This window comes from Mongoliitalea daihaiensis (assembly GCF_021596945.1).
Classification (GTDB): Bacteria; Bacteroidota; Bacteroidia; order Cytophagales; family Cyclobacteriaceae; genus Mongoliitalea; species Mongoliitalea daihaiensis.
On sequence record NZ_CP063779.1, the window covers coordinates 3,400,467 to 3,417,630 of the forward strand.

22 protein-coding genes are annotated in these 17,164 nt (G+C 40.2%); 10 read left to right on the forward strand and 12 right to left on the reverse strand.

Translation table 11 applies throughout. The annotated features are described in order from the left end of the window. Window positions 1-42: 42 nt before the first annotated feature. From IPZ59_RS14385 to IPZ59_RS14440, 12 genes are all read right to left on the reverse strand, one after another. Window positions 43-1,425 carry a hypothetical protein gene (locus IPZ59_RS14385; RefSeq protein WP_236136743.1) on the reverse strand — a complete coding sequence of 461 codons (1,383 nt, stop codon included), beginning with the start codon at window positions 1,423-1,425 and terminating at the stop codon, window positions 43-45. A 62-nt stretch (window positions 1,426-1,487) separates the two neighbouring features. Then, on the reverse strand, window positions 1,488-2,693 hold the full coding sequence (locus IPZ59_RS14390; RefSeq protein ID WP_236136744.1) for a hypothetical protein: 1,206 nt from the start codon (window positions 2,691-2,693) through the stop codon (window positions 1,488-1,490). Between the two features lie 79 nt (window positions 2,694-2,772). Next, complete coding sequence (locus IPZ59_RS14395) at window positions 2,773-5,019, reverse strand: hypothetical protein (RefSeq protein WP_236136745.1); 2,247 nt, start codon at window positions 5,017-5,019, stop codon at window positions 2,773-2,775. 15 nt (window positions 5,020-5,034) lie between these two features. Beyond that, window positions 5,035-7,068, reverse strand: coding sequence for a hypothetical protein (locus tag IPZ59_RS14400; RefSeq protein WP_236136746.1), 2,034 nt, complete (start codon window positions 7,066-7,068; stop codon window positions 5,035-5,037). After that, on the reverse strand, window positions 7,049-7,630 hold the full coding sequence (locus IPZ59_RS14405; RefSeq protein WP_236136747.1) for a hypothetical protein: 582 nt from the start codon (window positions 7,628-7,630) through the stop codon (window positions 7,049-7,051). The genes IPZ59_RS14400 and IPZ59_RS14405 overlap by 20 nt, the downstream gene beginning before the upstream one ends. Window positions 7,631-7,636: 6 nt before the next feature. Next, window positions 7,637-8,587: a Gp49 family protein gene (locus IPZ59_RS14410; protein WP_236136748.1), complete on the reverse strand. Its 951-nt coding sequence runs from the start codon at window positions 8,585-8,587 to the stop codon at window positions 7,637-7,639. A gap of 172 nt (window positions 8,588-8,759) precedes the next feature. After that, the gene (locus IPZ59_RS14415; protein WP_236136749.1) at window positions 8,760-9,005 is read right to left on the reverse strand and encodes a hypothetical protein; all 246 of its coding nucleotides are present in this window, start codon (window positions 9,003-9,005) and stop codon (window positions 8,760-8,762) included. Window positions 9,006-9,008: 3 nt separating this feature from the next. Next, window positions 9,009-9,485, reverse strand: a complete 477-nt coding sequence (gene dut, locus IPZ59_RS14420) for a dUTP diphosphatase (RefSeq protein ID WP_236136750.1) — start codon at window positions 9,483-9,485, stop codon at window positions 9,009-9,011. A gap of 78 nt (window positions 9,486-9,563) precedes the next feature. Next, window positions 9,564-9,848 (reverse strand): hypothetical protein, encoded by a 285-nt coding sequence (locus tag IPZ59_RS14425; protein WP_236136751.1) that lies wholly within the window; start codon window positions 9,846-9,848, stop codon window positions 9,564-9,566. 52 nt (window positions 9,849-9,900) lie between these two features. Further along, entirely contained in the window at window positions 9,901-10,548 is a 648-nt protein-coding gene (locus IPZ59_RS14430; RefSeq protein ID WP_236136752.1) for a RusA family crossover junction endodeoxyribonuclease, read from the reverse strand. Between the two features lie 31 nt (window positions 10,549-10,579). Further along, window positions 10,580-11,089, reverse strand: coding sequence for a hypothetical protein (locus IPZ59_RS14435; RefSeq protein WP_236136753.1), 510 nt, complete (start codon window positions 11,087-11,089; stop codon window positions 10,580-10,582). Continuing rightward, the gene (locus tag IPZ59_RS14440; protein WP_236136754.1) at window positions 11,089-11,541 is read right to left on the reverse strand and encodes a hypothetical protein; all 453 of its coding nucleotides are present in this window, start codon (window positions 11,539-11,541) and stop codon (window positions 11,089-11,091) included. Before IPZ59_RS14440 ends, IPZ59_RS14435 begins: the two co-directional genes overlap by 1 nt. A 1,179-nt stretch (window positions 11,542-12,720) precedes the next feature. Here IPZ59_RS14440 and IPZ59_RS14445 point away from each other — a divergent pair. The 10 genes from IPZ59_RS14445 to IPZ59_RS14490 all read left to right on the forward strand — a co-directional run bounded on the left by IPZ59_RS14445 (window position 12,721) and on the right by IPZ59_RS14490 (window position 16,891). Beyond that, on the forward strand, window positions 12,721-12,915 hold the full coding sequence (locus IPZ59_RS14445; protein ID WP_236136755.1) for a hypothetical protein: 195 nt from the start codon (window positions 12,721-12,723) through the stop codon (window positions 12,913-12,915). 128 nt (window positions 12,916-13,043) lie between these two features. Then, entirely contained in the window at window positions 13,044-13,358 is a 315-nt protein-coding gene (locus tag IPZ59_RS14450) for a hypothetical protein (RefSeq protein ID WP_236136756.1), read from the forward strand. Window positions 13,359-13,408: 50 nt separating this feature from the next. Next, window positions 13,409-13,630 carry a hypothetical protein gene (locus IPZ59_RS14455; protein WP_236136757.1) on the forward strand — a complete coding sequence of 74 codons (222 nt, stop codon included), beginning with the start codon at window positions 13,409-13,411 and terminating at the stop codon, window positions 13,628-13,630. Continuing rightward, the gene (locus IPZ59_RS14460; RefSeq protein WP_236136758.1) at window positions 13,623-13,889 is read left to right on the forward strand and encodes a hypothetical protein; all 267 of its coding nucleotides are present in this window, start codon (window positions 13,623-13,625) and stop codon (window positions 13,887-13,889) included. The genes IPZ59_RS14455 and IPZ59_RS14460 overlap by 8 nt, the downstream gene beginning before the upstream one ends. A gap of 55 nt (window positions 13,890-13,944) precedes the next feature. Continuing rightward, a complete protein-coding gene (locus IPZ59_RS14465; RefSeq protein WP_236136759.1) occupies window positions 13,945-14,235 on the forward strand; it encodes a hypothetical protein in 291 nt (96 codons plus the stop codon). Window positions 14,236-14,311: 76 nt separating this feature from the next. Further along, a complete protein-coding gene (locus IPZ59_RS14470) occupies window positions 14,312-14,521 on the forward strand; it encodes a hypothetical protein (protein WP_236136760.1) in 210 nt (69 codons plus the stop codon). 90 nt (window positions 14,522-14,611) lie between these two features. Next, entirely contained in the window at window positions 14,612-14,791 is a 180-nt protein-coding gene (locus IPZ59_RS14475; RefSeq protein ID WP_236136761.1) for a hypothetical protein, read from the forward strand. Window positions 14,792-15,000: 209 nt separating this feature from the next. Then, window positions 15,001-15,618: a DUF4326 domain-containing protein gene (locus IPZ59_RS14480; RefSeq protein ID WP_236136762.1), complete on the forward strand. Its 618-nt coding sequence runs from the start codon at window positions 15,001-15,003 to the stop codon at window positions 15,616-15,618. Window positions 15,619-15,695: 77 nt separating this feature from the next. Next, a complete protein-coding gene (locus IPZ59_RS14485; protein WP_236136763.1) occupies window positions 15,696-16,061 on the forward strand; it encodes a hypothetical protein in 366 nt (121 codons plus the stop codon). A 311-nt stretch (window positions 16,062-16,372) separates the two neighbouring features. Beyond that, window positions 16,373-16,891 (forward strand): hypothetical protein, encoded by a 519-nt coding sequence (locus IPZ59_RS14490; protein ID WP_236136764.1) that lies wholly within the window; start codon window positions 16,373-16,375, stop codon window positions 16,889-16,891. Window positions 16,892-17,164 lie beyond the last annotated feature (273 nt).

Consider the following 17,164-nt stretch of genomic DNA (forward strand, 5'->3'; position numbering starts at 1 on the left):
CAGAGTTATAAATATAACCCTGTTTCATAAAATATCAAACAATTAGTACCAGCCTACGTTTTCCTCCAAAATGTGGGAAGTGTAAGGGTTTGCAAGCTTAATGCCTCTGTAACCCATCATTTCGTATCTTGAAGCGTGAACAGTAGTTCCCATGTTTTCAACATTGTCACCACCGGACTTACCACCCATACCCAACAAGGAACCTTTAAACAAGGACATGCCTTTGAGGGTAATCATTTGAACGTTTGGTTCGTCTCCGTAACGGTTGGTATCGATAAACACTCCGTAACCTTTTTCAGGGTAACGCTCAGTTAACGCATCGTTGTGCATGAACACAATTGTGTTGCCAGCAAACTCGTATGCATGATACTCAGCACCTACCTTAATTTTCTTGCCCTCTACAGTATAGAAGTATGCCTGAGAGGTTCTTTCCTTCAAGATGCTGTCCAAAAGAACTTGTACTTGCTCGTACATTCTCCAGTTACAAGCTACCGCAATGGTATTGCCTGTACGCTTTTCCATCTTCTCTACGCAAGCAGAGATTACGTCTCTCAATACTTTATCAGTAAGGAAGAAGTAGCGAGTTTGTCCGCAATACTTTTTGATAGTTGGGATAAGGCCGACACCCATAGGAATAGGTCTTCCGTCTTCCTCAGTGATCAATACCTTACCAGTGTCGTCAAAGTTACCAGGCCCCAACAACATGGAGTTTTCGAAAGCAAGGTAGATTTGATCCAACAAATCTTTTTCAATTTCAGGCATCTGGAAAAGATCGCCCGCATGCTGCATGTATACCGGCTTCAATTTCGCAAAGTCACCAGAAACAGAATCGCCTACACGGTGTCTTGAAATATAGTTTCGGTGCATTTCAGCATTCCAGAAAGACTTGCTGAAACCGATTTCGGACATTTCAGGCTGATAGTTGGTCAAGTACTTGGTGCGCTTGCCTCTTTTAAGGTAGTTGGTGTTTACCTTGTTTTCCGTGCTTGTGGAAACAAGCTTCACCCAGTGCTCCCATTTGTTCGGGGCCAACTGTCTTGGCTGTCTGGTTACGAACAAAACCTGCTCGTTTTCAAGCTCAAAAGCGTCACGTACATCGTAGAACTTTTGCTCAAGAATCAATCTGAACTCAGTTCCATACTGACCGTTCTCATTGCAGTCCTCTGCGATACGGATACGTGGGATTTTGTTGGTTTTAATTTTCCACTGGAATTCAAAAGACTCGATCTCTTTCAAGTTCAGGTCTTTTGTATCTTTGTGGTACACAGCTCCAAGCTGTTCGGTAAGCTTTTGGAGCGTAAGTCCTGGATACATCGTAACAATGGTCTTGGAGATATGTGGCTTCAAGCCGATCATAGCACCAAGATTCTGCATTGTTTTGGTATCCGCACCGTTTGGAATGTGGCTGATAGATACTACTCTCATCGTTTTTGGTTATGTAGAAAATTGGTTAAGTCAATCTTCTCCATTCCCGCGATGCTCCGTTGTTAAAATATCTCTTCTTCTTCAGAAGAAGATTTGGAAGGCTTGCTATTGGTCGGTGCAGCCTTGCTAAATGTTACAATAGGTTTGTCAGAAAACTTCTGCAAATGCCTGTCTTTGATGTTCAGCTTTGCCTTAAGGTCTGCTATTTCGTTTTCAAGTCTTTCACGTTCGGTTTTCATTCCTTCTGCAAAAGCCTGATTGGATATGTGCTCAAATATTTTTTCTGCGTGAACGTCGAGAAAACGCATTCTCAACAGCTTTGCAGGATCAGCAAGAGACTTATAGAATTCGCTTTCATCGTCAATGTTGTCAGGAACTAAGTCCTTTACGATGGCAGCGGTTACTTTTGGATCAATAGGAATACCTGCGATTTCAGTGGTTTTCTTGGCCGTCTCAATAATCTTTTTAGCCTCCTCTATTTCTTCGCTTCTTTCCGATTCTCTTCTTGCCTCAATGGCTTCTTTGTGCTTGGCTGAAATGTCAGCGAACTTAATTTCTCCGGAACTGATTTTTTGTCTGAGAAATGCAGCTCGTTTTTCAACCCTGCCAGCATCTTTGAGTATTTTAAACTCTTCCTGAATTTCTTCTTCGGAAGCACCCTTGTAGATTGTTTTGAGATTCTCTAATACAAGTTCATCGTCAGTCAACTGCTTGTGTGCATTCTCTGGATCACTTTCAAGGATGTATTTAGCGAGGTCTTTTGCAGTACCACCGTTACGAAGAAAATCGATTAACTCTCTTTCTTCATCGTTCTTGAAAGCAGTTTCAGGAGCTTTTTTGATTTCTTCGGCAAACTCTTCCTGCATCCGTACAAACTCATTGGTGACAATTGTCAGCTGATCCTCAGGTGTCAAGTCCGCAATCTTTACCTTACGACCATCCTCAAACTCTATTTCGTCCAGATCGTAACCGCCTGTTTTTAGAATGAAGTCCGCTGCATTTGCGAACTCTTGATTACTTCCCTGATCCTTATTTTTATCCTCAGGTTTTTTCGCAGGTTCAGCTGCAGGCTTTGGATCATCCTTTGGATTGGCTGGATTTGGCGCAGGTGGGGAAGGGGGAGGGTCATTGCTTTCAGGCTTTTTTCCGTATGGCTCTACCTCGCCTGTTTCCTCATTGTAAACCCCGATAATCTCACCATCTTCACCGTATTTGATCAAATCCGGATCAAGAAGCATGTCATCGAATTCTTCGCTACTTTTACTCATATACAATTATAATTAAGTTTTATAAAAATGATTTTCATTTATATTTCACAGCGTTGCTTTAACTGCTCACTAAGTTGCTTTAACTGTTTCTGATTTCTTTAGAATTGGTGGAATAGGCAAGTTGTAAGTGTTCAAGCTTGACCCTTTTCTCGTCAAGGTCTATTTTTCTGTTCTTGAAGTCTTCATCAATCCTATTGCGTTCCGCCTCATACTGGGCCTTGGATTGTACCTGCTGACTTTTGATTTGAAGCTCCTGCTGTTTAATTTCTTTGTCAGAACGGGTAAGCCTGTCAAGCTCGGCTTGAAACTGTTGAAGCTGGTTGTTTGCATCGTTGAGCTGTTGTACAAGTTCTTCGACCTGTTCGTCTTTACCTGACTGAAATGCAGACTTAGCAAGCTCTTTGATGTGGGTAAGGGATTTGCTTCCGACCATATCAAAAAGGAATGTAGGATCAATCTGCATAGCAAGTGCAAGCTCACGAGACATCAACTTGATTTCTTCGATAGACTTGATTTCATCTGAACTATCAGAAACATGTACATCAAAATCTGCAAGCTTAAACTGCTCGTGCGCATTTGTAAATATTTCCCTGCCTTTTTTACCCATGCTAAACAATCCTGGATAACCGTCCTGATAGGACATTCTACAATGGTTCAAGTGATCAGTTAATGCCATTTTCACGATAGTATTGTGAAGCTGCAGCATAGGCTGAGTTACAATAGTGGATTGTTCAATAGCATTTTCAGTAAGGCCTTTGCCGTCTTTAGCTACGATCTGCGCCATACGCTGTCTTGATACCCCTGTAATCTTGGAAGCTGTTTCCTCCAAAAAAATGATGATATCCTTAATTGTTCCGACTGCTTGGGAAATACTCATATCCCATGAAGTGTAATTCTGGAACTTTCCTGCTCCGTCTTGGGAATAATCCACAAGAGCAATACCTTGCTTAACATAGCCAAGAAATTTGCGTACCCTGTTCACTGGATCTGTTTCATCCAACCATACAGGAATATCCGGAACGTGTACAGGCATAACCTTTGTACCTGAAACGGCCACAAGGTTTTCAAGAAAATAGTGCATGATATCTATTTTCATGGCCAGTTCCTCAGTAGCAAGAACAAGAGAAAAAGGCTCTCCGTTTCTGTCATTGTAACACGCTCCGTTAAATGTCAAGGGTACATCGCATGGATTGCGAGAGGAACGGATCACGTACTTTGACTTGCCCATGTCAACGTAAATCTTTTCACCGATACGCACGCCTTCGTACCTATCAAGCTTGTATTTAGTCATTGACTCCTTGATCTTTCGCTTCTTTCCGTTGACAATGATTTCATCATCAATATTGCTTTCGATCTTGGTGTTTTCCTTCCATTCCACCCAGTAAACTTTTACAAGGTCTGAGGTCAGGTTTCGAACCGAATAAGGGGTAACAGGCCCTTCAACGTTTCCAAACTTGCTTGCTACAAGTTTCACTTCATGGTCTGCTGACTTTATGCCATAATTGGAAAAGAATTCCTTTCGGTCTTTATCGCTGAATTTATGGCCCCAACGCATATATACTTCCTGTGCCGGAAGTTCTTCAATGTAAACAGCCCTCGGGCAGTCTTTAATGAAATGGGTATTATGCGTTTTGGTATAATACAAGTGTTTCGGATTGATAACCCTAAACATTGGAGCAACCCCAATACCTGTAACTTTTGACTGATAATATTCCTGACCACCTACAATTAGATCATTGAACATGATGTTAAACAGGAACTTCATATTGAGGTAGTCCATTTCGGACTCCATGACCGTTTGGGAGTAAATTTCCAAATAGGTCTTATAAGCTTTGAAATTCTCCTGCTTCTTATGAAAATCGGTACTGGTTACGAAATTTCCTGTAATCGGTATTTTCGTATTATCCGAATAGTTAACCCGCTGCACAAGCTCGTTGATTGAGCTTGAAATCATTTGGTGTACTTCCTTCATAAAAGCTTGATGCCTTTCAGCCATCATCTTTTCAACACTTTCGTTGTCCCTGCATGTAATTCTGAAGGGAACAGGTTGTACTGCTTCGTCGCCCTGAAGAGCATCGAACATAGATTTGAGAACCGGAATATGCCTTACTTTAGATGGAAGCTCTACACCCTGCGCATCTTGTAGATACTGATAGTTCTCCATCGGCATTTCACCGTTCCTGATTTTATATGCTTTGTCCAGTTTTGCCTTAGAGCTTCCCACACAGGAAGCAATCGTATAGTCAACCTGTTCCTTGAGATATTCAAAGGATCTGGTTTCATCTTCACTGAGGACAGGCTTATGTTTAGGTTTTTCAGAGTTCATAACCAAATTTAATATTTATACTTTCAGGTTATGAACTTGCCATGCTTGGTCGAGATACAATACGTTGCTTTTTACGATACCTGGGAAGGCTCCGCTTTCAGCAAAGTTCGCAAACGGGTTGTCCTGATACTGTGGAAGCAATCCGTAACGCCTAATGCCATTGACATCTGTATAGTATCCATACTTGTGGAAATCAAACTTTGGAGGCGTTGTAGACTTGACCTGCTGATCGTGCAATTCATCATCACCGATTTCAGTCATGAACATGGCCACAACAAGGTCAAACTTGGTACGCTCTGACATATTGAAATCAATCAACTGTTCAATAAGGGGCAAGAACCATAGGTCATGGCCGTAATCTTTGATATACTGAGCTGTGTACAGTTCCCCATAGCCAAAGTTTTTAGCTGTTGCCGTTGTACCGATAAGAGTTGAAACCTTGTCCAGTGATGGATCAGTGCTGAGTGTAATCCTTGGACGTTTCATAAACCTATGCATAGCCTTGCGCTGCTTAAAGTAAGCAACGATATTACGCTTGGTATCTTCGATGTTGATGGTACAGTCGAACAGCGTTACAAGCTTCAGGGCATTCTCATAGAAGTCGTCAATGTCCTTTGGCCTGTCTGTATAGACTGCCACATAGCGGTTGTTGCTGCGCTGGGCAGAATGCATACGCTTTTTGATAAGCAATGCTCCTTTGGAACCTTCGCCTGAAGCTGTATCCTGTTTTCCAAGATCAATACCATCGTAACCACCGACATAAAGATTTTTGAATACCTTTCCGTTTTCGTCCAGTTCAGGCTCCTCCAATAGCCATATTTCCCCTTTATCTGTATATTCGATTTCAACTCCGACAATCTTTCCGTCCTGTCTTTTCCAGTGCAGATTACACAGTTTACCGAGCTTCTTTCCATTTTCGGTAATCTCGATTTTCTGTTGGGCAAGTATTTCCGTGTTGAAGTTGTTTCCTCCCTTGACCATGAATGCCTCTTCGGGAGTAAATGGATATTCCTGAATAAACTGATAGTATGTCAGCGCATCGCCTTTTTTCTGTTCGCGTTCTGCTTCAAGTCCCTTCTTTGCGCCCTCTCTATCTGGAATGAAATTGTCTTCCCAATAGCCTCCGTACTTGTAATGAGCAGGAATGAATATGGCTGTCTTTCTATCACCCCACTGTTTAACTGGATAGATATTAAAAGCATCAGGATTGTTAAACATATCCCTCGCATCAGCAGATCCTCCGGACTCCATCTGTCCTCCCGTACCGATAAAAAATACCTGACAAGTCATTTTTGAACCTCGTTTAAAAGAACCTAAAGACTCCCCATAACACTTTTTTAGACTTGCTGCGCCTGTCCAGGCACCGACCTCTTCGAATAACTGAAACTTAGGACGTGTACCTCTGGTCTTACCTGCATCTTTGTCGTAGACAATCTTTTCGAGTTTAGAGCGATGCCCGATAGTTTCTTTGTTACCGTCAGCTGTAAATATCTCTTCTCCTGACTCCATGTAGTTTTCGCTATCATAGAGTCTTTTCATGCGTAAAGTAGGGTGAAGCTTTTCAAGGGCCTCGATGGATTCTTTCAGCTTTTTGAATGTGGCACTTGCGTGCAGGTCGATAGAAGCTGAAATAAAGTTATGGGAAAGCGGATGCAGAAAATAGTTTTTTGCAGGGATCGATATTACCCCGAATGTCTTTCCATATCCACGAGCTGTAATAAAAAAGATATGAAGGCCGCTCTGTTTAGCTTCCTCAAATTGTTTGAACAGGTAGTCGTCTTCCTGGCAAGGGTAGGGGAAGGCAATCTTTTCTTCATCGGTAGGCTTTCCATTTTTATCAAGAACCAAAAGGTTAATGGGGAAAAAATTCATGTACCAGTAGTAATCACCCGTAAACCGAAAGCCGTTTATTTCCCTTCCATGCTTGGCATAGTAAAGATGTTCCTTGTAAAATTCAAGGTTCTGGTAGGAATAAAGGTCAACCTTTGGAGGTGTCCTTGCTTCAAAAAACTGATTGGGTAATATAAGTTTATTCGAGCTCTTCGTCATCGTTGGATTGGGTTAGGATTAACCCCATCTCCATTGGTGATCTCGCAGCATTGCCTTTGGTCTTGGCTTTCTTTTTTGTTTTTTCTACAAAGTCATCAGTCTGTGTTTTTGATATCAGGATGTTCTTGATGTCTTTGAGCAGTTCCACTCGATCCCTGTAATTTTTAACCGTAATTTCTTCGGAGTCTTCAAGCAGCTTGGTAATCTGGTCTACCTGTTTGTTTACAGCTAAGGCCAGCCTGTCCACACAGTCACGGTTTAAGGTGTAATACCATTGGATAGCATTCTCAATCATTTCCTGTTCTTTCTTGCTGAACTTATGATTGGCGTCTCCAAATACATCTTTTTTAGCGTAGGACTCTCTTAGATGATACGCAATATCTCTATGGGGATTTTTCTCGGTGATGTCTCCCATAAAGAATACGTATTTTAGCAATTTAATCGCATTAAGCTTGTTGGGTGCTTTGTCTGATTTGTAAAGCTGGTAGAATGCCTCGACCGTTAAAGTCTTGGCATCTACCATCAGTTCCCCTCTTTCGTTGATGTCAAATATGATAGCCATTGACTTTTATAATTTCAATCCGTCAGCAGTAGGCTCAACGGTTGTGTTTGTAGGATTTTTGCTCTCAGGATAGGGATTTGCTTCACCCAAAGCTTTCAAATCCATTCCAAGCCACATCACTGCTTCTTGAAGCTTCGTGATTGAAGTTGAACGCTCAGGTGATTTTCTTTCAGCTTCCTTTAGCTCCTGAATAAGTTCATCGAGCTTTTTCCTGATAGATTTATTCTGGACTACATGGCCCTGCCATTTTTCTTTTTCTCGTTGACGAACGTTGAGCATCATATCAAATTTCCTCATTTCTTTCGTAAGCGGATTCCATGAAAAAACACTCTGGCTTTGAGTAGTAGTCAGGCTTACATTATCCAGAACCCCTGACTTTCCATAAGGCTGTTTATTGACTACATGTGGATTGCCATGCAGTAGCGGATCAGAAGGCAAAGGCCTTGCATTTGTTTGGGTGCTGATATGAACATTAGCCTCAGAGCTTACAGGATCACATCCGGCAATGTATTTTTCACTTTGTTTGTCAAAAGCCTCTTCAGGTGTAACAGGATATACATTCTTCAAATCTGAAATGTTGACCCATTTCATTAACGGAAGACCTGTGACTTGCTGCGAAAGTTCATTAAGCTCTTTTTCAGATATCGCCTTATATTTAAGTGACTCATCTGCATCAATTAAATGCTTTGGATTTCTTCGCTCAAAATCATTTTTAAGCTTTAGTTTTTCCTGTAGTAAATAACCTTCAAGCTCCCAAAGCTTTTTGAATGCATTATCAAAAGCTATTTCTCTGCCTATTTTTTCATCAAAGTTAGAAGGGTCAACCACAGCAGACTCGCCAGTTACTTGAAACCCGTTACTCATGGTAATGATGCAATGGGTGATTTTATCGGTGAGCTTACGGTATTCTACTGTGTTTATTTTCGAGTTTATATGCTCTTTAGTTACTTTGTTCATAGATTTTCAAAATGTTCCTAATCCGTTGATCCAAATTTTTTTTTCCTTACCCGAACCCCATCCAAGGTTTTTGTCTATGTTTTCGGGAAGGTATTGAGTGCCACAGATATCGGTTTCCTTATGGCACATATAAAGGGGAACAGATGGTTTCCCATTCCCCTTTTTATTTCTTTTAACCGATGATTTTTTCAATTTCGCCAATCGTCTTTTCATTGAGTGAAATGTTTTGATCAATCAATTCCACAGCAGAAGCAAGGCTTTTCATTTCGCTTTCAAGTTCATTTTTAATTCCAAAAGCTTCCTGTATGTCTTGCTTTAAAGAATCTTTCAGGTCATAAAATGAAGCAAGCTTTTTCTTTCTTGAATAATCGATCAATTGTACTCTGTCGATCAATGATAATTTTCTTTCTCCGAACATAGCTTAGTTTGTTCCTGTCGAACCAAGGCCTCCTTCACCTCTTTCAGTTTCGCTCAATTCTCCTTCCGCATGCTCCAAGAATGCCTTTTCGTACTTGGCAAAAACAATTTGACCAAGCCTATCTCCATGATTGATCACCACTTTGGAGTTACTCAGATTTACTACAAGCAAATGAAGTTCACCTCTGTAATCACAATCAATTGTGCCAGGAGAATTTAGGACTGTAATCCCATGCTTTACAGCCATTCCTGAACGAGGCCTGATCTGCGCTTCATAACCTTCCGGAAGCTCAAGGAAAATCCCTGTCTTTAAGGCTACTCGCTCCAATGGGTTAAGAATCATGAAGCCCGTATCAATGATGCAGTGAAGATCCATTCCTGCAGAACCCGCTGTTTTATACTGGGGTGTTGGATTTTTGGAAGTATTGATCACTTTGACAATCAATGTTTCCTTGTCGATTTTTTCTACCATTTTACTCATTTATGAAATTAATTTATAAATATAAATAAAAAGAATATTAAGAGTCAAAAAAAAGCCCTGAATTCAGGGCCTCTTTTTTTACGCGTATTTCTTTAATTCCTTTTCGAGCTCTTCAATCATAAATTCAATTTGAAGCTCTTTCATTTCAAGGTCTTTAGATTCATTACATGTTATCTGATATTTATCAATCAGTGAACATCGTTCTTCTTCCAAATTTTTAACATACTTTTCAACTTTTAATAAATGACTGGTTAAAAGTTTATTATTCTTTTTAACTCCTTCAAGGAGCGCAACACCAAAGCCTGTAATCATGATACATATCAAGATAACAGCGATTTCAATAAATTCTAAAGCTATGTTCATTATTTATAATTTGGTTTAATAAATCGCGCAAATATATAAATGAAATGAATATTTATGCATTTCCTTTTAATTTTAATTTCCTCTTAAAAGACTCTTTTACAACCATTTTCTTACTTTTTTGAATTAAGCTTCTGAAATTCAGCTTAGGAGAATTTCTTAATTTTAAATTAAACAAAATAAAAGCTGCTTCATTTTCTCCAATCCAAACCTTTTCTATAAGCCCAGAACCAAAAGCATTGTCATCCCTGATGATTTCAGAATCCGATATTGCATCAAGGACACCTTTTACAAAGTTATCGAAGTCGGGTTTTTTTTCGTGCAATGAATCGAGCATTGCTATTTTTTCCTTTTTGGTATAAGACTTTTTTATTGGAATACCCACTATCAGTTCCACACAGTTGTAATATCCCTTTTTTATACCTGAAAATTTGAGGCATTCAGCCAGTGCTTTTTTCCAATTTGTGTATTCGGTCGGATTGTAAATCTGAGGGCTGACTTTGTTTCCGATCTTCATAACCCTTGCCCGTGGTCTTGGGGTGGCCATGTTTTCAATCTCAACATGCACCCAGCCTGATTGTGTTTCGAGTTCAATTAATCCTTGATTTCCTTGTTCTTGTTTTTCAATAGGGGCTGGACGACCGATGTCGAACAGGTCAAACAGGTCAAATTCTCCCGATAGTGTACTCGTTCCGTTCTGCATTTATTACAATATTGATAGATGGTTAAATTTTTCATAGCGTATTTTCGATCCGCATTTGCTCATATCTGAATTTCATCTTTTCCTTTGCCTCTTCATTCTGAGCATAGTGCATTACATAATGTTCCAAGATCACGCGCGCATAAAGCAGGTTGATCCTAAATGCCTGGCTTTTGTTTTCTCCGTAAAAAACTTCAATGGTATCAGGATTTGCCTGCGTGAGGAATGCCAATATATTTAGCTTCATGCCATAGTACCCATAAGCTGAATCCGGAACAATGTGGATCGGGTACTTTGCTTTTTTAGCATTTGAATCATATTCAAGATTATCTTCTGCACTGTAAATGACCAGACGCTTTTTGAAGTTAGGGAATATGTCGCATCCATCTTTGACTTGGTATTCTTCTGAAATGATTTTTGCAAACCAAGGATCTTCATAGTGGTTTTCGTGCTTGTAATAATCTCCGATAAGCTTTGCCTTATCTGTTCCTTGTTTTGGTTTAAACTCCATGTAATGGCTCAGCACAGCATCAATGTTTTCCATCAGTCGTTTTTCAATAGTTTCTTCTCAGCAAGTTTTTTTATCAAGCGTTCACGTTCATTAAGGCACTTAGCAAAGTAGATCGGGTTGACATAATACCATCCTCTTTTACCTGCAGAAATCAAAGCCTTTTCTTCCTTTAGCCTTTCCAAACAGTTCTTCATCGTCCTTTCAGAAAATGGCTGTTCCTTATTGAGCACAGAAGACATATACAGTGTGAATTTTTCTCTCAGCTCAGCAGAGTACTTGAACAGGTTATCTTCACCCATTTCCTCCGTGAGAAACATCAAGAACAAATTCTCGGTCTTTGTCAATACAGCAGTTAAAGCAAGCGATCTACCAAAGCGCATCACATACCTCATGCTCACAGTAATGTCCTCACGCATTGGCCAGTTAATGCCATCATGGGTACTCACTCCGCTTACATAGGTTATTTTTTTGCTTCTGCCTTTCATATGAACTACGAAGCAAATATATAAACAAAGGTTATAATATAAATACAGGTTATAAAGATTTATAAAAAAATATTAGTATAATTCATAACAATTCATTACATTCCCCTGAACAGCAAGAAGATACCCTGACTCAGGGTACTAACGCATCGAGAAAGTACCTTGACTCAGGGTACTTATTTTTTTTCATCTATTCTGTTTATCAGTCACTTATCTAAAATCGATCCTTATAGAACATTACTTTTGATTTCCAAGTGGAACTCGAAGTGTGTCCTTGCAGTAAAAGCAAGTCCACATTCTCATTCTTCACTTGTAAAACACCCGAACAGGTAAAGATATTTTTTTATTCAAGAACCTGTAATCCATCCATGATCATCAACACCATTAGCAGTCCATACCAACGCACTCAGGCAAGATCGACGTTTACCTGTAAACGGAGAGATTGAATGAGGAGTAGCTATCGTCGCATCGCGAAAAATCATTGCGAAGCAAAAAAACGACAGAGCAGATAAGCGAGGTATGCCGGACACAGTCTCAACAGAAGGAAGTCCTAAATCATCCACACCAAAAAAATTTTGTATATGTAAAAAATTTGGGAGACCACATATGCAAAGTCCCCCCGTAGGTTTCCTTGGGAAAAGTCTCGGAAACTACGAGGGCGTAGTAGGGTCTAACGTTTCATTTTTGTCTGTACTACGAAAGCTTATATCACGAAGAGTTATCTAAAGATGAAACTCTGTTAGGTAGGGTTAAATCTCAGGGAAAGATGTTTCTGCCATGGAAGCATTGATCCTAATCCCTGACTCAGGGAAATGAAATCATCAGCTATGCTATGGGTCTGCAATTGTAGGCAGAAACAAAACCAAGGCAATAGCTGACGAAATCATGCTCAGGGTAATTAAGGTTGGGCACTTACGTGCGGCCCAATTTTTATCCTGAGGGATTTGATTACCTGCTATTGGTTAACGTCTACTGATTTTCATTAGATAAATACTGATGGCAACTGTGCACGTTTTTCTCTTGTCTGGGCTGAGATTTTCTGTACCTGATACATCTTGTATGGGTTAGGATTTGTTCAGCCTACATATGGAGAAAAACGGCACAGATTATCAATACTTATATCACTAAGTATTGAACTGATAAATTTAACCTTATGGTGTCAAGGTCAACCATGTTGTAGTTATGATTACTGACAGAGAACTTATTGATCTAATGTTAGAGGACAGTCCAGGCATGTGCTGTTCCTTGGAGGATAGAGACATCAACGTCGCATATGACGAGTTGATGGAAAGATTTGAGGAATACTGTGAACTAAATGGGTTTGACACCCATGACAGGAATTTCGAGAATTTCCAGCTTGGCTTGCGTCTTATATGAGGCAGGCGCAAAGCGTCAATTCTTATATCACTAAGAATTGATATGATAACCCTGAACTGTGTTGGTTCGGGGTTTTTTATTGACCAACATTTAACCTTTCGGTACCAAGGTAAACCGAGCTTACTGCTATGTATACTCCAGATGATAACGAGTACTATGCTCAAATGATGCAAGAGTTCTATCAGGAACAAGTTAATTCTTTCGCTGAGTTCTGCGCCATTTATGGTTGCGAGAACAGCGATAAGAATTTTGAGCTGTGGCAGGCTGGCATCTTACAGGATATTATCCAAGATGCCATGGGTGAATTTGAATTTCACCTTGCCTATGTGAAGCATCACTACGGTCATTTAATGACCTCTTGTGAATTGACTGATATGGTACATCATAGGATGCAAGAGCATCCAAGATGTGTCATTGACCATGATGGAGACTTGCCTTTTTAAGGCAGGTTTCCATTCTCTTAATCTTGTTCTACTTATTAACTTATTCTCTTATGAAACTCATTGCATTTACTGGAGCACTTATGGTGCTTGTTGCTGCCATCGGCTCAATATATTTCTCATTAGTTCCCATGCTGTTTGACATCTCGAAGAGAGATGCTGGTGATCATGTCATCTACGGCCTGTTAATAACACTTACCCTGTTCATGATCTCTCTTCCTATCGGTGAAGAGATGGAAGCAAGAGCAGAGAGAAAGGAGCGTGAGAATGCTTAAGTACTGGCTTGTTACCGAAATCAGCGAAGAAGCTCCCTTCAAATGGGAGCTTTTTCAGCCTCAGGACTTTGACGAACTTATGGTCTTGATGGAAATCATTTGGATTTCCCAAGACTTCGTTTGGTTCGCGTATGAGGATGGTGAGTTTTATACTGCCGTGGATAGCAAGCAAGAGGCCATTGACCTCCTTGCTCCTCAGGTGTGGTATCACTCATACCCATTTCCTCATGAAGAGGAAGATGTAGAGCTGCCCTTTTAGGGCAGTTTTATATCACTAAGAATTATCTTAAAACTTATTAAATCTGCCTATTGCTATGAAGAATTCTGCAAATACCACAATTGTTGTCGTTTTCAACGACAAGGCTAATGAAGCCTATTCCTATTATGACCTGCTTGATAGAGCAGACATCATTTTAGAGGATGCAATGGGTTTAGGAAACCTCGAAGGAATTATCCTTGAGGATGCTGATGGAACCCATTTGATGAATGCAGCTGAAGCCTATTCTTTTATTCACGACTTGATTTATCCACCAAAGGATAAATCAGTTGTGGCCAAAGAGATAGGCGACGCATGGGATGAAGTTATGGATGAACTTTATTCCTGATTATTATATCACTAAGAATTAATCTATGCCCTTGCGAAAGCAGGGGCTTTTTGTTTTACCAAAACCTTAATTAATCATGACACAGTCATTTATTCTATCTGCGTTGAGCTTCTTGTTCCGCTTCGCTTTCGTCTACTCCATAGGCTTGCTTTTCTACGCTGTAATCTTCGTAGACTTTGGTGTATTTACCACTGGTGCTTTGCAAGCACCTGGTAAGATATTTTGGGCTTTGCCATCCCTTTTAATCACTCTTCTAACCATAGCTACTGAAAAAGATGGAAGATAAGGGATTTATTGCGGTGCTTGCAGCAGCTGCAGGCATCGTTGTGATAGGTATCGTATGGATGATTGAATTGATAAAATACAATCCATTGATATGAAGACCTTGAAGATTGTTAATTCGGCACTTATTCTTATTTGTGCCCTTGTGTTAATTTTGCTGTTTGCCCGAATGGGGCAAGCAGCAGGATTAGGTATGTTCTATTGGCTTGGCATCATCTGCGGTGGTGTTCTTGCTCTTAGCGCATTCGCGGATCTGCTGGAACGGGAAGTCTGACGACTCCCTGTTCCAAGCTGATCATCCCAAAAGTGTTCCCAAAAAGTGCTGTAAAAAGTGATTGCTTACGCACGACTTTATATCACTAAGAATTTATCCAAAAACAGTTATGGAAGAGACATTGACATTTCATGAATGGTATGATCAAAACATAGAAGATCTTGAAATTGAGTTCGCAGAAAGCGGATTCGATAGAGAGCTTGATTACCATGACAGAGTTGAACAGGTTATTGAAAACCGTTATCAAAAATATTTACATGATAACAGTTGTCAATAAACGAAAGCACTTGCCCACCCGTGAGGATTATTACATTGGTAGGGGAAGTGCGTTGGGAAATCTTTTTACTGGAAGTAAAGACATTTCCCAGACCAAAGCTCAGTTTCAGGCAGGTTCAAGAGAAGAAGCTATTGCCCTATATCGCAATTGGCTTAAACAGGAACTTGCCAACGGAAATGAGAAGGTAAGGATTGCAATGAATGAGATTTACCTCAAAGCCAAGAAAGGCAAAGTAAATCTTGTCTGCTACTGCAAACCACAAGCTTGTCACGGTGACGTAATCAAAGAGGTAATCACTGAGGTGATCAATGAACGTTTTACGGTCATTGATTGCGACAATGATATCAGGCACAATTACACTAAGTTCATGCATCAAGCAAGAACTTCAAATAAGCCTGTTTTATTGATTTGTGAAGGAGATCACGTGATTTATGAGGATGTTGAACAGGCTGAAAATCGTATTTACTACGAGTTTCAGAGGGAGTTCAATAGATCCACCCAGACTTACCAAAATTATGGAGACCCTGATGTAACAGGACTACCATTCTAAAGCCGAGCCCATAAAGCTCGGCTTTTTTTATATCACTAAGAATTATCAAAAACTAAATAAACCAAAACCAAATCCAAATGAATAACAACACCATTCATTTTCAGATAGACGGGAATGTCTATTCTGAAAGCTTCAGTAACAAATTAGAGGCTATGTTTTTCCTTGAGAAATGTGGTTTCACCATCATTTCTGCCAAGGTTGGCAGGACTGAACTGAATGCCCAACAAATCGAGGAAGTAATCCGCAAAGGCAAAGCCTATGAGTGGGCAATTGACAACGGTATGCCACTAAACTTTCACAGCATTCTCTATTTCATCGACTGGTATGGTGAAATGGCTGAGAAAGCAAGGAAAGAAACGGCATTCAACAAAGCCCAAAGGGAATGCGAAATGCATGAAATCGGCCAACTTGAAATGGAGCAGAATTATATCACTAAAGCTTAGATTATGACGACATATTCTAAATTCATCAGCAATCGTGCCAAGGGCATGAGAGCGGTGCGGGTGGTTTCGAAATCAACTACAATGGAAGACTTATCTATGTTTAAGCTTCATCCATTTGAGTCTCTTTCCATGTTCGAGAGCAAAGGGCGTAGATACGTCGAGCTGTTCACGACAATGCACATGGACAATCACAGTCTTACCCAAAGGCTGAATTCAATCTCCGCATACTTAAAGGCCCTGCACAAATAGCAGGGCTTTTTTTATATCACTAAATCTTCAATTAAATAAATCTTACCAAAACAAAAACTATCATGCAAACAACTGCAAACAAATCTGAATTAGATGCCGCAAGAGCTGAAAAAATCTCCAAGTCTAAAATCTACGGTGACGGTGTCACGCCCGTAGTTGGCATCATGGACATCCTTTTCTACAATAACGAAACGGGTGAAACCAAGAAATACGATGGACAGACCGAAGACGGTCGTATCATCATCTTACTTCCTTTCCGAACTGCTCGATATTTGAACAAATGGGCATCTTACAGCATCCCAAGTTCTTGGAAGCTTAAGCACAGCGTTGGTGATTATGTTAATGCCGTTATCGAAGACGGATACATAAATAAATTGATGGAAGCTAAGAAATTCCTTAAGGTTGCATCCATCATCACTGAGGCCGTTGCTGAAACAGCAGGCACAAATGTAGATGCGACCGAGAACGCGACAGCTCCCGTTGAACATCCAAGCATGGCAGCACCTGAGTCTAAAGCCGAAGTTACTGCTTCCGAGCAAGTGCCAGCAGGCTTCGAGGATAGCGAAGATTCTCCGTTCTAATTGACAAATAGCCCCCTTTTGGGGGCTTATTTGTTTGGATATGGCGTGCCAAAGGCACATCTGTTATGAAGAGCCAAGCCGTAAGGCTTGTGCTCTTTTTTCCCTTTCTCTAATCTCGAAAAAGTGTTTTAGTCTCGAAAAAGTGTTTCGTAAATATAAAATCAGTTTATAAATATAATTTGATTTTATACATTTGCGAACGTTTTCAAAGATTCGAGTCTCGAAAAAGTGTTTTGAAATCCGAAAAAAACCACGCCCAATATGGGCATTGGT

Coding starts and splice junctions, on each gene's coding strand:
- IPZ59_RS14385 (WP_236136743.1), bottom strand. CDS start 1,425: ATGAGAGTAGTATCTATCAGCCACATTCCAAACGGTGCGGATACCAAA.
- IPZ59_RS14390 (WP_236136744.1), bottom strand. CDS start 2,693: ATGAGTAAAAGTAGCGAAGAATTCGATGACATGCTTCTTGATCCGGAT.
- IPZ59_RS14395 (WP_236136745.1), bottom strand. CDS start 5,019: ATGAACTCTGAAAAACCTAAACATAAGCCTGTCCTCAGTGAAGATGAA.
- IPZ59_RS14400 (WP_236136746.1), bottom strand. CDS start 7,068: ATGACGAAGAGCTCGAATAAACTTATATTACCCAATCAGTTTTTTGAA.
- IPZ59_RS14405 (WP_236136747.1), bottom strand. CDS start 7,630: ATGGCTATCATATTTGACATCAACGAAAGAGGGGAACTGATGGTAGAT.
- IPZ59_RS14410 (WP_236136748.1), bottom strand. CDS start 8,587: ATGAACAAAGTAACTAAAGAGCATATAAACTCGAAAATAAACACAGTA.
- IPZ59_RS14415 (WP_236136749.1), bottom strand. CDS start 9,005: ATGTTCGGAGAAAGAAAATTATCATTGATCGACAGAGTACAATTGATC.
- dut (WP_236136750.1), bottom strand. CDS start 9,485: ATGAGTAAAATGGTAGAAAAAATCGACAAGGAAACATTGATTGTCAAA.
- IPZ59_RS14425 (WP_236136751.1), bottom strand. CDS start 9,848: ATGAACATAGCTTTAGAATTTATTGAAATCGCTGTTATCTTGATATGT.
- IPZ59_RS14430 (WP_236136752.1), bottom strand. CDS start 10,548: ATGCAGAACGGAACGAGTACACTATCGGGAGAATTTGACCTGTTTGAC.
- IPZ59_RS14435 (WP_236136753.1), bottom strand. CDS start 11,089: ATGGAAAACATTGATGCTGTGCTGAGCCATTACATGGAGTTTAAACCA.
- IPZ59_RS14440 (WP_236136754.1), bottom strand. CDS start 11,541: ATGAAAGGCAGAAGCAAAAAAATAACCTATGTAAGCGGAGTGAGTACC.
- IPZ59_RS14445 (WP_236136755.1), top strand. CDS start 12,721: ATGATTACTGACAGAGAACTTATTGATCTAATGTTAGAGGACAGTCCA.
- IPZ59_RS14450 (WP_236136756.1), top strand. CDS start 13,044: ATGTATACTCCAGATGATAACGAGTACTATGCTCAAATGATGCAAGAG.
- IPZ59_RS14455 (WP_236136757.1), top strand. CDS start 13,409: ATGAAACTCATTGCATTTACTGGAGCACTTATGGTGCTTGTTGCTGCC.
- IPZ59_RS14460 (WP_236136758.1), top strand. CDS start 13,623: ATGCTTAAGTACTGGCTTGTTACCGAAATCAGCGAAGAAGCTCCCTTC.
- IPZ59_RS14465 (WP_236136759.1), top strand. CDS start 13,945: ATGAAGAATTCTGCAAATACCACAATTGTTGTCGTTTTCAACGACAAG.
- IPZ59_RS14470 (WP_236136760.1), top strand. CDS start 14,312: ATGACACAGTCATTTATTCTATCTGCGTTGAGCTTCTTGTTCCGCTTC.
- IPZ59_RS14475 (WP_236136761.1), top strand. CDS start 14,612: ATGAAGACCTTGAAGATTGTTAATTCGGCACTTATTCTTATTTGTGCC.
- IPZ59_RS14480 (WP_236136762.1), top strand. CDS start 15,001: ATGACAGAGTTGAACAGGTTATTGAAAACCGTTATCAAAAATATTTAC.
- IPZ59_RS14485 (WP_236136763.1), top strand. CDS start 15,696: ATGAATAACAACACCATTCATTTTCAGATAGACGGGAATGTCTATTCT.
- IPZ59_RS14490 (WP_236136764.1), top strand. CDS start 16,373: ATGCAAACAACTGCAAACAAATCTGAATTAGATGCCGCAAGAGCTGAA.